The sequence below is a fragment of the Roseiarcus sp. genome, from assembly GCF_052145395.1.
Taxonomy (GTDB): domain Bacteria; phylum Pseudomonadota; class Alphaproteobacteria; order Rhizobiales; family Beijerinckiaceae; genus Roseiarcus.
In genome coordinates, this window is the sequence record NZ_JBKQOT010000673.1 from 1 (window position 1) to 16,990 (window position 16,990).

The following is a 16,990-nucleotide window of genomic DNA, read 5'->3' on the forward strand; positions in this document are numbered from 1 at the left end:
GCCGCCTCGCCAGCGCCCGCGTCAGCGCCGCCGCGCCGATGTCGTAGGCGATGTGGCGCTCGAGCGCCGCCGCCGGCAGGCCGAGCGTCCCATAGCCCGGCGGCAGGGCGTTGGAGGCGTGGTCGCAGACCAAGAGGACGCCCGCGGTGAGCGGCCCGGCGATCGTCTCGACCGGGGAAAGACCAGCCGCGTGCGGCTCGGAAGCGATGTGCAGCGTTCGTTCCATGGGCGATGCTTGCCGTGCGGTTGGGGCGAGACTATGGACGAAACGCCCGACTCGGGCGTTTTGTCCATCGCCCGCGGACGGATATCCCCTTGCCGGTGAAGCCCAATTCCGCTGCAGCGCGCGGCGGCGTCCACGCTCCCTTCGCGGCGCTCGTGGTCGGCGCCGTCGCGATGGGCGCCTCGCCCATCTTCGTCCGGCTCGCCGACGTGGGGCCGTTCACCAGCGCTTTCTGGCGTGTCGCCCTCGCCCTTCCGCTGCTCTACGCCTGGATGCGGCTGACCGAAGGTTCCGGGGCGCCCGCCGCTCGGTTTGCGAAGCCCGCGATCCTGTCGGGCCTCGCCTTCGCCGGGGACCTGTTCTTCTGGCACCTGGCGATCGTCCACACGAGTGTCGCCAACGCGACCTTTTTCGCCACCTGTGCGCCGATTTGGGTCGTGCTGTTCGGCTGGCTTCTGTTCCGCGAGCGGGTCAAGGCGAACGTGCTCGCCGGCCTCGCCCTCTGCCTTGCAGGCGGAGCGGCGCTCCTCGCCCAGAGCTTCCAGCTCAAGCCGGCCGGCGCGATCGGCGACATCTTCGGGATCGTAACGGGCGTGTTCTTCGGCCTCTACTTCCTCGCCGTGCAGGCTGCGCGCAAGACGACCTCCGCCGCGCGTCTCACCTTCGAGGCGACGGTCGTGACGGCGGCGATCCTGTTTGTCGTCGCGCTCGTTGCGGAACGGTCGATGCTGCCGCATACGCTGCGCGGCCTCGCCGCGCTTCTCGCCATGGCTTGGATCAGCCACACCGGCGGCCAGGGGCTCTTGTCGATCGCGCTCGGGCGGCTGCCCGCGGCGTTCTCCTCGCTCGTCATCTTCCTCGAGGCGATCGCGGCCGCCGGGTTCGGCTGGCTGATCCTCGGCGAGCGGGTCAGCGAGATCCAAGCGCTCGGGGGGCTGGCGATCCTCGCCGGCATCTGGGTCGCCCGGCCGCGGTAGAGGCGCCTTCCTTCCTGGTATGGCCCTGCGGATTCCCGTCGGCCCTGAACGGCATCGGTTATCGCCTGAGGCAACCTTCCGATTTCCGTCCCCATCGCCCCTATGAAACTCGACGTCGCCGGTCCGATCCGCGTCTTGACTTCATCTCTGGGACGACAATAGCGTTACGACCTCGGTCTGTATGTAACGTCGTTAACCCGTGTTGACTCGCGGAAAAGGAGTCCGCATCTGCAGGTTGTCGGCGTTTCGGCCGCCGTAGAGGGAGAAACGGATGCCAGGAGTTTTCACAATCTTCAATTACGGCACGAACGCCAGCCGGGACGGAGAGGGCGAAATCGTCGCCGAATTCGGACGGCTGGCGACAGGGACCGAATATCGGGACTTCCTGATCTGCGACGGCCCTGGCAGCAATCCCACGAGCAGCGTCACCCCCGGCCGCTTCAACCCTTTCACACGCGACAAGCAGGCAAAATCGACCTTCGGGAACAAGGAGATGGGGAACACCCACACCAACTGGAAGCTGACGGGAACCATGACGGGCGCGGGCTGGGACGACAACGTCATTCATGCGGTCGCCACGATCGCGGAACTCGATCCGGCCCCCACGGCCATCAACATGCTCGGCTGGAGTCGAGGCGCCGTCACCTGCACGAAGATGGCGTTCAGGCTGCGCGAAATCTTTCCGCAGATTCCTGTCAACATTTTCGCCGTCGATCCGGTCGCCGGAATCGGAAACAAGGGCGACGAGGACGCCAGCACGATCCGCGGCAACGTCAAGAACTACCTGGCTGTTTTGTCGATGCACGAAACGCGTGGCTTCTTTAAGCCTCAGGACATCAAGCGGGTGACTTTCACCAATCGAGGCACCAACGCGATCTACCTGCCGTTCCCGGGCAACCATGGCGGGCAGGTCAATCTGGACAAGAGCGTGAAAAAGAATCTGGGCGAATCGCCGCAACTGGTGTGGTATCTCGCGATGACGTTTCTTCAGCATTTCGGAACCGCATTCACGTCTCCGCCGTCCCCGGTCTACGACGGTCGGGAACAGTGCAACCTATATGCGAAGATGACGCTCAAGATGCCGGCCTACAAGAAGAGTAGCCCGGGCCCAACGCAGGCGCTCCTGGGCGGCAGAAAGACACGCGATTTTCTCAACAATAAAGTCGACCAGTACGTGAAGTTCTCCGATTTCTTCATCAACGAGCATCATCGTCGCATCTTCAAGCGCACCTTCCCCAAGATCTATGCCTGGGTGTTCGAGAACCAGGGAACCGACACGGCGGGGGTGTCGCAAGAATTCCGGAGCACCGAGAATCTCCCGGCCCTCAAACAGACACTGGTCGACATCGGCTTCGTGCCGGCGACGCCGGGGGTTACGACCATCATGCTGCCGATCCGCGGCGGCGGCGCTCAAGCGGTGACCGCCCTCGGGCAGCAGGTTTCCGCCAGCATGTCGGCCATGGGTCTTTACGTCTGAGGCGGCCGGCCCGCGGATGTCCGTTTCGCGATCGGACCGTCATCCGCCTTGGCGGCGCCGCCGCGACGCGGCGTGGGCGGCGCGTGAGAGGCTGCGCGCAATGGGCCCGGGGTCCCCATGCGGTCGGCGTCGCGGTTTCTTCTCAGCACGCGACCGACTGCGGACGTCGACTGACATTGTTCCATCTTCGCTCGAGTCCATCTGCACGACGAACGACGGGTCTTGACATCCTAAGACCGCGACGGGGAGGCGGCCCGGGGTCCCTGCGGTTCGGTTCTCGAGCCCCTTATGAGCGATCGAACCCGCAATCCGAGCCGATCGAGGATAAGATAGACGACCGGCGTGGTGTAGAGAGTCAGCGCCTGACTGACGATGAGGCCGCCGACGATCGAGACGCCGAGCGGCTGGCGCAACTCGCTGCCCTCTCCGAGACCGAAGCAAAGCGGCAGAGCGCCGAGCAGGGCCGCGGTCGTCGTCATCATGATCGGACGGAAGCGCATCATCGCGGCGCTGAAGATGGCGTCACGGCTGTTCATGCCATGCTCGCGCTCGGCCTGAAGGGCGAAGTCGATCATCATGATCGCGTTCTTCTTGACGATGCCGATCAGCAGGATCACGCCGATCAGCGCGATGATCGTGAACGGGAGCCCGAACAGCATCAGCGCCACGACCGCGCCGACCCCCGCCGAGGGAAGCGTCGAGAGGATCGTGACCGGATGGATAAAGCTCTCATAGAGCACGCCGAGCACGATGTAGATCGCGACGACTGCGGCCGTGACCAGCAGTTTCTCGGTACCGAGCGATTTCTCGTATTCGAGCGCGACTCCGGCGAATCCCCCAGGGATATCGGACGGCATGTGGATGCTTTGGGAGGCGCGCTGGTACGCGGCCGTCGCGTCGCTGAGCGACTTCCCCGGCGCCAGATTGAAGGAGATGGTCGTCGCCACGAACTGGCTTTGATGGTTGACCGCGAGCGGGGTGTTGCCGGGCGCATAGCCGGTGAAGGCCATGAGCGGCGTCATGGTTTCCGCCGAGGTCGACACGGCGGACGCGCTCGAAGCGCTGCCGTTTCCGGTGGTCGCGATCGCCCCTTGCGCCGCCGTCCGCACGGCGTTGTTCGAAGCCGCGCTTGCCGAGGTCGAGGAAGCGCCGGCGCTCGCGGTCGTCAGCGCGAGCGGAACGACATTGTTCGACACAGCGAAAGTCGGGTTGGCGGCGGAAGCGGCGGCGGCGGAGATCTGGACGCTTGCGGCCGGCGTCGATGTGGCCGTCGCGATCAATGGCGATCCAACCGTCACGGAGCCGGCGCTGAGTTGAGTCGTCTGCGATCCGCTCGCCGGCGCGCCCGAGGTCGAAACCCAGATTTGGTTCAGCGTCGTGGGACGCTTCAAGAACTGCGGCGCGATCTCCATCACCACGTGATACTGGTTGAGGGCGTTGTAGATCGTTGAGACGGCCCGCTGCCCGAAGGCGTCGTAAAGGGTGTTGTCGATCTGGGTCATGGTCAGGCCCAGCCGCGAGGCGGTGTCGCGGTCCACGGTCACGTCCGTCTCGAGTCCGCGCTGTTGCTGGTCCGAGCTCACGTCGGCGAGGGCGGGATCGTTCTGGACCGCCGCCAGCAGTTTCGGCGCCCAGGCATAGACCTCGGCCGTGCTGTCGCCGAGGATCGTGTACTGGTACTCGGCGTTCCCCGATCTTCCGCCGATGCGAATGTCCTGCACGGGATTGAGATAGAGCCGGCTGCCCGGCACCTGGTTGAGCTTGCGCCTCAGCCTGGCCATGACGGTCGTCATGCCGGCGCGTTCGCTCAAGGGTTTCAGCGAGATATAGACGTTGCCGGTGTTCGTCTGAGCCGCGGCGCCGCCACCACCAACTCCCGTGGAACCGACAACGTCCTGCACCGCGGGGTCGCTCTGGACGATCGCCATCATCTGCCTCAGCTTCTGGCTGACGAGTTCGAAGGAAATATCCTGATCGGCGACGAGGCTCGCGACCAGTCGGCCGGTGTCCTGCTCGGGGAAAAAGCTCTTCGGGATAACGATGATCAGCCAGACATTGACCGCCACGGCGCCGAACAGCGTGAGGAGGACGAGGGGGTTGTGGTCGAGCGCGACGGTGAGCGAGCGGCCATAGGCGGCATGCGCCCGCTGGAACAGACTCCGACGCGGGGACCGGCGTCGTTCGCCGCCCTTCAGCAGGAGCGCGCACATCATCGGCGTGGTCGTCAGCGAAATGGCCATCGAGACGAAGATCGCAAGCGAAAGGGTCAGCGCGAACTCCCGGAACAATCGTCCGACGATACCGCCCATCAACAGGATCGGAAGGAACGCGGCGACCAGCGACAGCGTGATGGAGATCACGGTGAAGCCGACGTCGCGCGCGCCGACGAGCGCGGCCTGGACGCGCGACATCCCCTCCTCGCGATGGCGTGAGATGTTCTCGAGCACGATGATCGCGTCGTCGACGACGAATCCTGTCGCGATCGTCAACGCCATCAGCGACAGGTTGTCGAGGGAGAAGCCGGCGAGATACATCGCGCCAAAAGCGCCGACGATGGAAACCGGAACCGCCACGGCCGGGACGACCGCCGCGCGTCCGTTGCGGAGGAAGAGGTAGACGACGCCGATTACAAGGACGATCGCGATGACGAGGGTCAGTTCGGTTTCCCGGAGCGACGCGCGAATGGTGGTCGAACGATCGGCGGCGAGTCCGATATCGAGGTCGGCCGGAAGAGCCGCCTTCAGTCTCGGGATCGAATTGCGAACCTCGTCGACCGTCGAGATGATATTCGCGCCGGGTTGGCGGAAGACAATGACGAGGACTGCGGGCTTTCCGTCGGCGAGACCAAGGTTCCTCACGTCCTGCACGGAGTCTTCGACGTCGGCGACGTCCTTCAGCCGCAGGGCGCCGCCGTTGCGGTAGGCGATGACCAGGTCGCGATAGTCCTCGGCGTGATTGGCCTGGTCGTTGACATAGATCTGCCACCGCTCCGCGCCGATATCGACCGCGCCCTTCGGGGCGTTCGCGTTGGTGTTGGAAAGAGCGGACCTGATGTCCTCGAGGCCGACGCCCGCATTGGACAACGCGAGCGGATCGAGTTCGACGCGCACTGCCGGCAGGGCGGCTCCGCTGATGATCACCTGCCCGACGCCCGAGATCTGCGACAGCTGCTGTTGGAGCACGTTGGTCGCCGCGTCGTACATTTGCCCGCGCGTCAGGGTCGTCGAGGTGAGGGCGAGAATGAGCACCGGCGCGTCCGCGGGATTGACCTTCCGGTACGTCGGCTGGGTCAGAAGATAGGTGGGAAGGTCGGCCTGCGCGGCGTTGATGGCGGCCTGAACGTCCTGTGCGGCGCCGTTGATGTCGCGGTCGAGACCGAACTGAAGAGTGATGCGCGCCTGACCGGTCTGACTCTGGGAGGTCATTTCGGTGACGTCGGCGATCTCACCGAGATGTCGTTCGAGCGGCGCCGCGAGACTGGTTGCGACCACATCCGGGCTTGCGCCCGGCAGTTGCGCCGTGACGGCGATCGTCGGGAAATCGACCTGCGGCAGGGGCGACACAGGAAGAGCCTGGTAGCCGAGCACGCCGGCCAGCGCGATGGCGATGGTCAGCAGCGTCGTCGCGACCGGTCGCGCGATGAAAGGCGCGGAAATGTTCATGGCGCGGGCATCCGGCGCAGCGCGTCACTCCGCGGGCGCAACGCCAGGTTCCTCACGCGGGCGGAGCCCGGCGATGCGCGCTCCGATGCGGTCGATGGCGAGGTACACGACCGGGGTCGTGTACAGCGTCAGGAGCTGGCTGACGAGAAGACCGCCGACGATGCAGATGCCGAGCGGACGGCGGAGCTCCGATCCCGTGCCCTGGCCGAACATGAGCGGTAGCGCCGCGAACAGCGCCGACATCGTCGTCATGAGGATCGGCCGGAAACGCAACAGGCAGGCCTGATGGATCGACTCCCGCGGACTCTTGCCTTCGACCCGTTGTGCCTCGAGGGCAAAGTCGATCATCATGATGGCGTTCTTTTTGACGATGCCGATCAGCAGCACGATCCCGATGATGCCGATGACGTCGAGACCGGCGCCGGCGAGGTGAAGCGCGAGCAGCGCGCCGACGCCCGCGGAGGGCAGCGTCGAGATGATGGTGATCGGATGCGCGAAGCTCTCGTAGAGCACGCCGAGCACGATGTAGACCGCGACGACCGCGGCGAGAATCAAATAGAGCTCGTTCGACAGGGACTTCTGGAACGCGCTGAGCGCGCCCTGATAGGCCGTCGTAAAGCTCTCGGGCAGGCCGATGTCCGCCTCCGCCTTCTTGATGTCGTCGACTGCATCGCCAAGCGAGGCGCCCGGCGCAAGGTCGAACGAGATCGAGACGGACGGGAACTGACCGAGATGCTCAAGCGTGAGCGGCGCATTGCCCTCGGAGACCGAAACGACGGCGGACAGCGGGACCTGCCCCGCGGTTGCGGTGGCGGACGGAAGATAGATGCCGTTGAGCGCGCTGCGCACACTGGCGAGAGAGCTCATGTCGGCGTTCAAAATCACCCGATACTGATTGGTCTGGGTGAAGTACGTCGATGCGATTCTCTGTCCGAAGGCGTCGTAGAGGGCGTTGTCGATCGTCGCGGGCGTGATTCCGAAGCGCGCGGCCGTTTGCCGATCGATCGAGATCTTGAGCTGCCGCCCCTTCAGCTCGAGATCGTTCGAAACGTTCTCGAACTCGGGAGACGAGCGCATCCGATCCACGAGCCGAGGAACCCACGTCGCAAATTCCGATGAGTTCGGGTTCTCAAGGAAGAAGAGGTATTGCGCCTTTCCGACGGTGCTGTCGATCGTCAGGTCCTGGACAGGCTGCATGGCGATTCGAATGCCTGTGACGTCCGCCGTCTCCTTTTGAAGCCGCCGGATGATTTCGATGGCCGTCTCGTCACGATCGTCGCGCGGCTTCAACGTGATCAGCATGCGCCCGCTGTTCAGGGCTGCATTGACCCCGTCGACTCCAATGAACGACGAAATGCTGCTGACGTCGCGGTCCTTCAGGATCGCGTCGGCAAGCGCCTGCTGTCTCTTGGCCATTTCGGCGAACGAGACGTCCTGCGCGGCGGTCGTGATTCCCTGGATTGCGCCGGTGTCCTGGAGCGGGAAGAAACCCTTGGGAATCTGGACGTACTGAACGCAGGTCATGACCAGCGTCGCGAGCGCGACGATGAGAATCAGGGGCTGATGATCGAGCACCCAGGCGAGCGTGTGGTCATATCCGTCGATGATCCGCTGGAACCCGCGCTCGGCGAGCGCCGACATGCGGCTCCTCGATCCCTCGGGGTGGTGGCGCATCATCAGCGCGCACATCATCGGAACGAGGGTCAGCGACACCACCGCCGACAGCACAATGGTCGTCGCGAGCGTGATCGCGAATTCGTGGAACAGCCGGCCGACCACGTCTTGCATGAAGAGGAGGGGGATGAGCACCGCGATCAGCGAGACGGTGAGCGAGATGATGGTGAAGCCGATCTCGCCGGCCCCCGTCAGAGCCGCCTGAAGAGGCGCGTCCCCGCGCTCAATGTAGCGGGCGATGTTCTCGATCATGACGATGGCGTCGTCGACCACGAATCCGCTCGCGATCGTCAGCGACATCAGGGACAGGTTGTCGAGCGAGAAGCCGAACAAGTACATGCCCGCCAGCGTCCCGACCAAGGACAGCGGCACAGAAAGGCTCGGGATGATGGTCGCCGGCAGGCTTCGCAGGAAGACGAAGATCACCAGGACGACAAGACCGACCGCCAAAGCAAGCTCGAACTCGATGTCGGCGACCGACGCCCGAATCGTCCCGGTCTGGTCGGACAGCACCGCGACGTCGATGCCCGCGGGCAGCGTGCGCTCGAGGTTCGGCAGGAGCGCCTTCACCGCGTCGACCACGGCGATGACGTTCGTCCCCGGCTGGCGTTGAATGTTCAGAATGATCGCCGGCGTGCGGTTGGCCCACGCGGCGAGTTCGGCGTTCTCGGGGCCCTCGACCACGGTCGCGACATCGGACAGCCGGATCGCGCCGCCGTTCTTGTAGCCGATCACCAGACGCCGGTAGTCTGCGGGCGTCTGAAGCTGATCGTTGTTGTTGATGGTGGAGTTCTGGGCCGCGCCGTCGAAGTTTCCCTTCGGAAGGTCGGTGTTCTGGTTGGTGATATCGGTGCGGATGTCGTCGATGGCGAGTCCGTAGGCTGCGAGGGCGCGCGGATTAATCTGGACCCGCAACGCCGGGCGCTGTCCCCCCGCGATCGAAACCAGGCCGACGCCGTTGACCTGTGAGATCTTCTGCGCCATGCGAACATCGGCCAGGTCCTCGACCTCCGTCAGCGGCAAGGTCTTGGACGTCACCGCGAGCGTCAGGACCGGCGCGTCCGCCGGATTGACCTTCGCATAGACGGGCGGCGCGGGGAGGCCGGAGGGCAACAGGCCAGTCGCGGCGTTTATGGCCGCCTGAACCTCCTGCTCGGCGACATCCAGCGACAGATTGAGCGAGAACTGCAACGTGGTCACGGCTGCGCCGGCCGAGCTGATCGAGCTCATCTGGTCGAGTCCGGGCATCTCGCCGAACTGCCGTTCCAGCGGCGCCGTGACAGCCGTCGTCATTACCTCCGGACTCGCACCCGGGTAGAAGGTCGAGACCTGAATGGTGGGGTAGTCGACTTCAGGAAGCGCGGAAACCGGCAGGAAGCCGTAGGCCACCACTCCGACGAGGAGCATCGCGACCATCAACAGCGTCGTGCCGACAGGACGGAGAACGAAAATCCGCGACGGGTTCATGAGGCGGACCTCATGGGTTCGTGGCGCCGGACGGCGACGGAGCGGAGCCGCCGTTCTTCTCCGGTCGCACCCGCGAGTCGGGAGGAACCTTTCGCGCGTTGTCGGGCTGCTCGCCCGGCGGCGCGCCGGGGCCGTTGTTCGTGTTCGCCGCGCCGTCGTTCTGGTCGGAGATACGGACTTTCATCCCCTCCCGCAGACGATCCGCACCGTCCACGACAACCGTGTCGCCCGCCTTGAGGCCCGAGACGATCTGAATCCGGTCTCCCTCCGTAACGCCCGTCTGGACCTTCTGCACCGCAATGGAATCGTCCGGTTTGATCAGGAAAACGAAGTCGCCCGGCGCCCCATGCTGGATCGCTGCAACCGGCGCGATTGTGACGTTCTTCAGCGTCTGAACGACCATCCGCGCATTCACGAACTGATTGGGGTACAGCATCTCGTCCGTATTGGCGAAGATCGCCCTGAGCTTCAGGGTCCCGGTGGTCGTGTCGATCAAGTTGTCCAGACTTGCCAGCGTTCCCGTCGCAATCAGCTTGTCGTTGGTGCGGTCGTAGACTGAAACGGACAACGTCTGTCCCTGTTTGACCTGGCTCCAAATCGTCTCGATGTCGTCCTCGGGGAGAACGAACACGACCGAGATCGGCTCGACCTGAGCAAGGACGACGAGGCCCGTCGTGCTGGTCGTCTGGACGAAATTGCCGGGATCGACCAGGCGCAGCCCGACCCGTCCGGTGACCGGCGCGACAATGTGGCAGTAGGCGATGTTGAGCTTGGCCGTCTCGACGTTCGCCTGATCCTGCTGGACCAGGCCCTTGTCCTGTTCGACCAGGAACTTCTGATCGGCGACCTGCTGCATCGCGATGCTGTCCTGCTTGCCCAAAAGTTCGTAGCGGGCGAGGTCCGACTGCGCCTGTTCGAGCAGCCCGGTGTCGTGGGCGAGCGAGCCTTGGGCGAGAGCGAGCGCCGCCTTGTACGGCCGGTCGTCGATCTGCGCGAGGAAGTCGCCCTTATGGACGAGCTGACCTTCCTTGAATCCGACGTCCATCAGTTGGCCGTTGATCTGGGTCTGGACCGTGATCGTGAAGAGCGGCGTGACTGTTCCGAGGCCCGACAGCGTATGGTCGATGTCGCCCGCGTCGATCTTCGCCGCGCCGACCGGCTGGACCTGCTGCGCGGGGCGCTGCTGGCGGGCCTCTTTCGGAGAAAGCAGCCGCCACGCCCCGGCGCCGGCGACCGCTATGGCGAGAAGCAGAACGATCCATCGCCAGCGGCGGCGCTTCGGCGTCCTTTCCGGCTCTTCGCCGACCTCGTCGGCGTCGGGACGATGGGGCGCCTCGACCTCGGTCTCCGACGGAGCGAGCATCCGGCCCGCAGGAACTGCGTCCTCCACCTCCGGACGATCTCTGGTTGTCGACTCGCGATCCGCCATGGCCTCAAGAACAGGTGAAAGCCAAAAGCCCCCTAACGACCACAACCCTGTTTTTTGGCGTTTGTTCCGGCGCCAAACGCCTTGAGCGTTCAAAGGTTTGTTATTTTCCAATCGCTGCGGCTGCTGGCCGAAGTTTGTCCCCGACCTGCGGTCTCGGTCGCATTGGGATTGAGCAGCTGGTTCGACGACTCGTCTGAGCCTCGGGAGCGCCTCGATTGGCGCCTCGCCGCCTTTGGAACGTGTCGCGGCGCAAGCGTATGGCGGTCGCTTGCAACGACCGCCATGCCTTCTTTCCTACTGCCAGTGGCGATGGCGTTCGCCGGCAGCACGGCGCTCGCGCCAGAGTTCGCGTAGCGTGGCGTCGAAGACGAGCTTTTGCTTGTCGTCGAGGCTCGTATAGAGAGGCGCCGTCGCATCGGCGAGCGCGGTCAGCTGGGTCGAGCGGTCGCCGAGCCTCTGCGATAGGCGGCGCATCACATCGACAGGCGAGGGCCGGGCGTCGCCATCCTCCCGAGCGCCGTCCCCCCGAGGACCGTCCTGGCGGCGCCAATCCGGGCGCGAGGCCGCCGCATTCCGCAGCGCGGCCTCGAACGCCGCCCAGTTCTTTTCCTGGTCGGGGGTGAGCGCCAGGCTCGCCTTGAATCCGGTCAGACGGGCGTCAAAAATTGTCGCCCTCTCTTGCCGCCGTTGCTCGCGAATTTGCTGCCAGTTTTGCTGCTGGTCGGGGGTCGGCGCTGCGGCGGGCGCGGCGGGAGTGTCCGCGTGGCTGGCGCTGAGCGGCGTGGCGAAGGCAAGCGCTGACGCGGCCCAAACCGCGAAAGTCAAACGTCTCATGGCAGGTCCTTTGAGTCCTTCGGCGCTTCTTCGGTGGGACGCGCTTCGTCCCCCGTGCGCCACAACAATCATACGGTTGAGCCCTCGCGCGGTCATATTAAGCGTTGTTACAAGAGACTCCGTCTATTTTAGCTGGTCGTCGACGTATTCGCCCGGCTCGGTCTTTCCGCTTGTGCAAGAGCCGGCGAGACCCGGGATTTTCCAGGGGACCCGCGTCCCGGCCGGCCGATCGGCGCCGTCCGGACATGGCGAATAACCGAGCCGTCTCGCGGACTCGCTTAAGGCGAAGCCCCGCAACAAAAAAACAAATTTCCCCGGATGACGCTGCGGCGGGGTCATCGCATATAAGCCAACGGGCAGAGGCTTTGAGACGATGTTCAGCGCCATGTCACCACCGCCCAACGGCAACTTTGGCCATATATTGATCGTGGAAGATGACGCGACGATTCATCTGATGCTGAGCGAGACGTTGCGCGAGAATGGCTTTTCCGTCAGCACGGCGACGTCGGGCGTTGAGATGGACCGCGCCTTGCGCCGGGAGGACGTTGACCTCGTGGTGCTCGACGTGATGCTGCCCGGCGAGGACGGCTTCAGTATCTGCAGCCGCCTTCGCGCGACGTCCAATCTTCCGATCCTGATGCTGACAGCCCTCGGCGAGGACGTCGACCGCATCGTGGGATTGGAGATCGGCGCGGACGACTACGTCACCAAGCCCTTCAACTCACGCGAACTTGTCGCGCGGATCCGCGCCCTGCTGCGGCGAACGCGCGCTTTCGGCGCCAAGGCGGGTCGCCGTCTCGGGCCGTTGCGCTTCGCCGGCTGGCGCATCTTCCCCGCCGAGAGGCGCCTCTTGAGCCCGGAGGGGGTCAGAGTGACGACGACGAGCGCGGAATTCGACGTGCTGCTCGCCTTGTGTCAGCATTCCGGGGAGGTGTTGTCGCGCGAGCAATTGCTGGAATTGACGCACGGCGGCGCCGCTGGTCCGATCGAGCGCAGCATCGACGTTCATATCAGCCGCATCCGCCAGAAAATCGAGCCGGATCCGCGGGATCCAACCTTGATAATGACCGTGCGACTCGGCGGATATATCTTCACGCCCGAAGTCGAGGCGCTTTGATGAGCGCCCGGCGGCGGTTTGTCCCCGGCACGATCGCCGGCCAGATCATGGGCCTGCTGATCATCGCAGTGTTGCTCGGCGTTGGTCTCGCCTCAGCGGTGTTGCTCTACCTGATCGACCGGGAACAGACCGGGACCGACCGCGAGATTTCCGCCACCGTGAGAGCCGCACACATCGCCGCCATAACCCGGGAGGTTCAGGGCGCAAATTCAAAAGGACAATTATCGAACCTGCTGAGAGACGCGCACGTCGACGCGGGCCTCGTTTCGGCCGAAGGATTGGGATCTTGGACTCCGTCGACGCCGACGCCCAGATTCGTCGACGCCGTCGCCGCGAATCTCCGCGAAGACTGGGGTCTCGAACCTCTGAGGCGCGTCTCACCGCCCGGCGATGCGGATTCCATCTTCCTCGAAGTCGGCGACCAGAGAGCGTTGCGGTTCGAAGCGTTTCGCCACGGAGGCCTGCACAATTTCCTGCTTGTTCAGACGATCGGAGCGCTGGCGATCATAACGCTGAGCATCCTTTTCTTGTCCATCTATGCGGTCCGCTGGATCGTCTCGCCCCTTTCGTCGATTGCTTCGGCCGCCCGTTCCTTCGGCCGCGCCGGCGCCGACGAAGACGAACTCGGCGTCGACGGCCCGCGCGAGATTGCAGAGACCGCGCAGGCGCTGAATGACATGCGCAGACGCGTCCGTACGCTGGTCAACGAGCGGACGCAGATGCTGGTCGCGATCGGTCACGACCTTCGCACGCCGCTGACCCGTCTGCGCCTGCGCGCCGAGCGGGTGAGAGACGAACCGCTGCGCGCCGCAATGCTGCAGGATATCGTGAGGGTCGGCGAGATGTTGGCCGAGACGCTTGCTTACGTCCGCCAAGGCAATCATCAGGAGCAGCCGTCGCTCACGGATTTGCCGAGCCTGCTCGAGACAATCGCCGCGCAGTTTTCGGATGTCGGGGAGAAGGTCGCCTACGGCGGTCCCGAACGTCTAGCTTTCGCGGGCCGTGCGCAGGCCATCGGACGGGCGGTCACGAACGTCGTCGAAAATGGGACGAAGTTTGGCTCGTGCGTGGACATATCGTTGCGTACGCTTGACCATGGAGCGGTGGAGATTCAGGTCGACGACGACGGCCCCGGTATTTCGCCCGCCCTGCTCGGTCGTGTGTTCGAGCCGTTTTTCAAAGGCGACAGCGCGCGATCCCTGGAGGGGCGCGGCGGTTTCGGGCTCGGGCTCGCCATCGCCCGCGACATCGTCGAGAGACACGGCGGCGCCATCGCGCTCGTCAATCGGGAGCCGCACGGCCTGAGCGTTCGCATGACCTTCAAACCGCTGCCGCTCATGAAGGTCTGGGAGGCGGCCTCCGCCGCCTGAAATCCATGACCGCCGGTCGGCCTCGCGCCGAGGTTTTCCGCTTAGAATCGTTGGATCGATGCTGATATCGCGAACGACATTCATCAGGCGAACATGGGCTTGCGGCCTTCGTTTCCCGATCGCGCTTTTGCTGTCGATGTCTGCCGGCGCTGGCGGCGCGCAGTCGCAGCCGCAGACGGGCGCAATGACGCTCGGGGTCGCGCACAGCGGCGTCGTGCAGACGATCAATGTCGCCGACGGCGAACATGTCGAAGCCGGCCATGTTCTGGGCGTGCTCGATTGCCGGCCGCTCGCCAAGGATATCGGCGTCCGGGCGGCGAGCTTGCAGGCGGCCGAAGCGAACTATGAGCGAGTCCTCAACGGCCCCCGCCCGGAGGAGATCGCGATCGGCGAAGCCGCCGTCGGCGTTGCCGTTGCGCGCGCAGAGGAAGCGCGCGCTGCGCTCGATCGCGCCAATGCGATGCAGGTCGGCATTTCGATCACGCTTGCACAACGGCTGGTCACCGAGCGCGACTCGCGCGTCGCTGACGCCCTGCTGATGGACGCGCGCAAGAAGCTGGCTTTGCTCCAGGCCGGCTCGCGCGCCGAGGACATCGCCGAAGCGAAAGCCAGGCGCGAGCAGGCGGCCGCGTTCCTCGAGGAAGGGAATGCCGAACTCGACCAATGCACAGTGCGGGCGCCCGCAGCCGGAACGGTGAACGTCCTCGTCACTCTCGGCCAGTACGTCTCGACTTTTGCGCCCACGACGTTGGTTCAACTGAAGCCGGACGCGAGGTGAAAGGCTCGGCCAGGTCATCCGGCGCGAAGAGAGTCCGAGTGCGCAGTGCTCTTAACGGAGCCATTGCTTCTATGCGCTTGCGACCGCTCGCCTCCGCATTCAAACAGTGCGCCACAGCAGGTTTGCCGAGCGGCGGATTCTGGGATAATCTTACATTCACACATGTGAATATGATGCGGTGGACGCCATGGAGATGCTGGAGGCGATCGGCCATCAAGACGCGGTGAAGGTCGATCGCATGGCGGACCGCGCGCGGGAAGCGAGCGATTTCCTCAAGGCGCTCGCTCACGAGTCCCGGCTCATGATTCTCTGCAACCTGCTCGACGGCGAGAAGTCGGTCGGCGAACTCGAGGCCTATCTGTCGCTTCGGCAGTCAGCCGTGTCGCAGCAACTGGCGCGACTTCGACTCGAAGGCACGTGTAGGCGCGCAGGGACGGCAAGACGATCCATTACAGCCTTGCCGACGACAAGGTGCGCGCCGTGATCGGCGTCCTGTACCGCACATTCTGCGACAGCAAACCTTCGCCGGTCGCATAGAACGCGTCAGCTGTCCTTATCCGCGCCCGTCGTCCCTCAGCCAGACATAGCGTCGGGAAGCCTCTGAAGAATCAGGTCGGCAACGGATGAATGCTCGCGGCGGCCGTCAGCACGACGGGCTTGAAAGCGCGTTGCAGTCGCGAACGACAAGCGGCCGGTTTATTTGCAATGATTGCGCCGATCCGGCGCAAAAGGGGGCGTGCAGGAAACGTCTTTGTGCACTGGCCCGATCCAGTCGTATGTCGCACGGCGGACCGGCGGTCTATTCGCGAGCGCGTCGGAGGCGAATGAAAACGGGACCGCTCCGTCGAGCGGCCCCGCTTCGCCTTCGCGTGCGAGTTGGCTCCGCTCCGCATTTTCCAAGGGAGCGGCCTCTGCTTGCAGTCTGCCGGTCTTACTTGCCTGAGAAGTGGAACATGTCCTTCAGGTCGCCGATGGCCGGCCGATTGGCGGGCACGTAGGGGTTGGCGTCCGAGGCGACCGGGTTCGGCAGATTGTCCCGGCTGCGCCCTGTGATCGGGGGCAAGCCCCAGTTCGCCTCGATGAACTTCAACGTCGAGACATGATCGGTGTAGCTATGGTTGATGTGACCGCCGGCGGTGTACTTCGACACGACAATCATCGGGATCCGGGTGCCGTCGCCGAAGAAGTCGAGTTGCTGTACGTAACCAGAGTCATAAGACCCGCCGCCTTCGTCCAAGGTGACGAAGATCGCGGTGTTGTCCCAGAGCGCCGGATTGCCCTTCACCCCGTCGATGATCTTCTTAGCGAAACCCTCGAACAGGTCCAGTTTCGAGGATGCAGGGTGGCCATCAATGAGGCCGCTCGGCTTCACGTAGGAGACGGCCGGCAGATCGCCGCTCGCGATGCCGGCGTAGAGATCCGAAGTGTCGCGCAAATGCTCTTTGCGCGAAGCAGGATTGGTCATGATCTCGGTATTATACGACGCCCCAGTTGCAGATGTTGCAGTACGCATCGGCCGGGTTCAGATCGTAGGGATCTCTAAGATACAGATTGAACTGATCGCCGAAATAGGCCCATGAGATCTTGTGTTCCGAGAGCTCGATGCCGATGTCCCGTACATTCGACGGCGGGACGGTGAAGACGTAGTTGGACGGATTGGTGTTTGTGTACGCGTTCGAGTCGTCGCCGAAATACCCGGGATTGTAGTTGTTGACGAGATAGTAGTGACCGGGCTCGCAGTTGGATTTGATGCTCGGCGTCTGGCTTTTGAGGTAGGTGACGACTTCCGCGACGGCCGGCTGAGTGAGGTCCGAGCAATCGACGTACGAACCGCCGCCGTAGTTCGCCTTGGGCGGAGTCGCCGCCGGGCTGCCCGAGCCGCCGCCGTACCCGTCCTGGGTATAGAAGTTGTTCGTGCCCCGTTGCGGGTTCGGGTTCTCGTATTGCGGCGGTTGCTTTGGTCCTCGCGGTGCTCGACTTCG

At 64.3% G+C, this 16,990-nt stretch carries 10 protein-coding genes and 3 pseudogenes; 6 read left to right on the forward strand and 7 right to left on the reverse strand.

The window, feature by feature from the left end; all coding sequences use genetic code 11:
• Positions 1 to 226: pseudogene (locus ACLP25_RS23025) on the reverse strand (N-formylglutamate amidohydrolase); the annotation flags it as partial.
• Positions 227 to 315: 89 nt separating this feature from the next.
• On the opposite strand from ACLP25_RS23025, the gene ACLP25_RS23030 reads away from it, so the two are divergent.
• Positions 316 to 1,200, forward strand: coding sequence for a DMT family transporter (locus ACLP25_RS23030; RefSeq protein WP_442471466.1), 885 nt, complete (start codon positions 316 to 318; stop codon positions 1,198 to 1,200).
• A 271-nt stretch (positions 1,201 to 1,471) separates the two neighbouring features.
• The gene (locus tag ACLP25_RS23035) at positions 1,472 to 2,677 is read left to right on the forward strand and encodes a DUF5621 domain-containing protein (protein ID WP_442471467.1); all 1,206 of its coding nucleotides are present in this window, start codon (positions 1,472 to 1,474) and stop codon (positions 2,675 to 2,677) included.
• 230 nt (positions 2,678 to 2,907) lie between these two features.
• On the opposite strand, the gene ACLP25_RS23040 is transcribed toward ACLP25_RS23035, so the two are convergent.
• From ACLP25_RS23040 to ACLP25_RS23055, 4 genes are all read right to left on the reverse strand, one after another.
• Entirely contained in the window at positions 2,908 to 6,339 is a 3,432-nt protein-coding gene (locus ACLP25_RS23040) for an efflux RND transporter permease subunit (RefSeq protein WP_442471468.1), read from the reverse strand.
• Positions 6,340 to 6,363: 24 nt separating this feature from the next.
• Positions 6,364 to 9,480 carry a multidrug efflux RND transporter permease subunit gene (locus tag ACLP25_RS23045; protein WP_442471469.1) on the reverse strand — a complete coding sequence of 1,039 codons (3,117 nt, stop codon included), beginning with the start codon at positions 9,478 to 9,480 and terminating at the stop codon, positions 6,364 to 6,366.
• Positions 9,481 to 9,490: 10 nt separating this feature from the next.
• Positions 9,491 to 10,870, reverse strand: coding sequence for an efflux RND transporter periplasmic adaptor subunit (locus ACLP25_RS23050; protein ID WP_442471470.1), 1,380 nt, complete (start codon positions 10,868 to 10,870; stop codon positions 9,491 to 9,493).
• 333 nt (positions 10,871 to 11,203) lie between these two features.
• Positions 11,204 to 11,743: a Spy/CpxP family protein refolding chaperone gene (locus tag ACLP25_RS23055; RefSeq protein ID WP_442471471.1), complete on the reverse strand. Its 540-nt coding sequence runs from the start codon at positions 11,741 to 11,743 to the stop codon at positions 11,204 to 11,206.
• A 385-nt stretch (positions 11,744 to 12,128) separates the two neighbouring features.
• On the opposite strand from ACLP25_RS23055, the gene ACLP25_RS23060 reads away from it, so the two are divergent.
• The 4 genes and pseudogenes from ACLP25_RS23060 (at position 12,129) to ACLP25_RS23075 (ending at position 15,545) form a co-directional block, all read left to right on the forward strand.
• On the forward strand, positions 12,129 to 12,860 hold the full coding sequence (locus ACLP25_RS23060; RefSeq protein ID WP_442471472.1) for a response regulator: 732 nt from the start codon (positions 12,129 to 12,131) through the stop codon (positions 12,858 to 12,860).
• The gene (locus tag ACLP25_RS23065; protein ID WP_442471473.1) at positions 12,860 to 14,230 is read left to right on the forward strand and encodes an ATP-binding protein; all 1,371 of its coding nucleotides are present in this window, start codon (positions 12,860 to 12,862) and stop codon (positions 14,228 to 14,230) included. The genes ACLP25_RS23060 and ACLP25_RS23065 overlap by 1 nt, the downstream gene beginning before the upstream one ends.
• Positions 14,231 to 14,366: 136 nt before the next feature.
• A complete protein-coding gene (locus tag ACLP25_RS23070) occupies positions 14,367 to 15,008 on the forward strand; it encodes an HlyD family secretion protein (RefSeq protein WP_442471474.1) in 642 nt (213 codons plus the stop codon).
• A gap of 193 nt (positions 15,009 to 15,201) precedes the next feature.
• Positions 15,202 to 15,545, forward strand: a pseudogene (locus ACLP25_RS23075) (ArsR/SmtB family transcription factor).
• Positions 15,546 to 15,939: 394 nt separating this feature from the next.
• On the opposite strand, the gene ACLP25_RS23080 reads toward ACLP25_RS23075, so the two are convergent.
• Positions 15,940 to 16,473 (reverse strand): alkaline phosphatase family protein, encoded by a 534-nt coding sequence (locus ACLP25_RS23080; protein WP_442471475.1) that lies wholly within the window; start codon positions 16,471 to 16,473, stop codon positions 15,940 to 15,942.
• Between the two features lie 10 nt (positions 16,474 to 16,483).
• Positions 16,484 to 16,990 (reverse strand): annotated as a pseudogene (locus tag ACLP25_RS23085) (hypothetical protein); the annotation flags it as partial.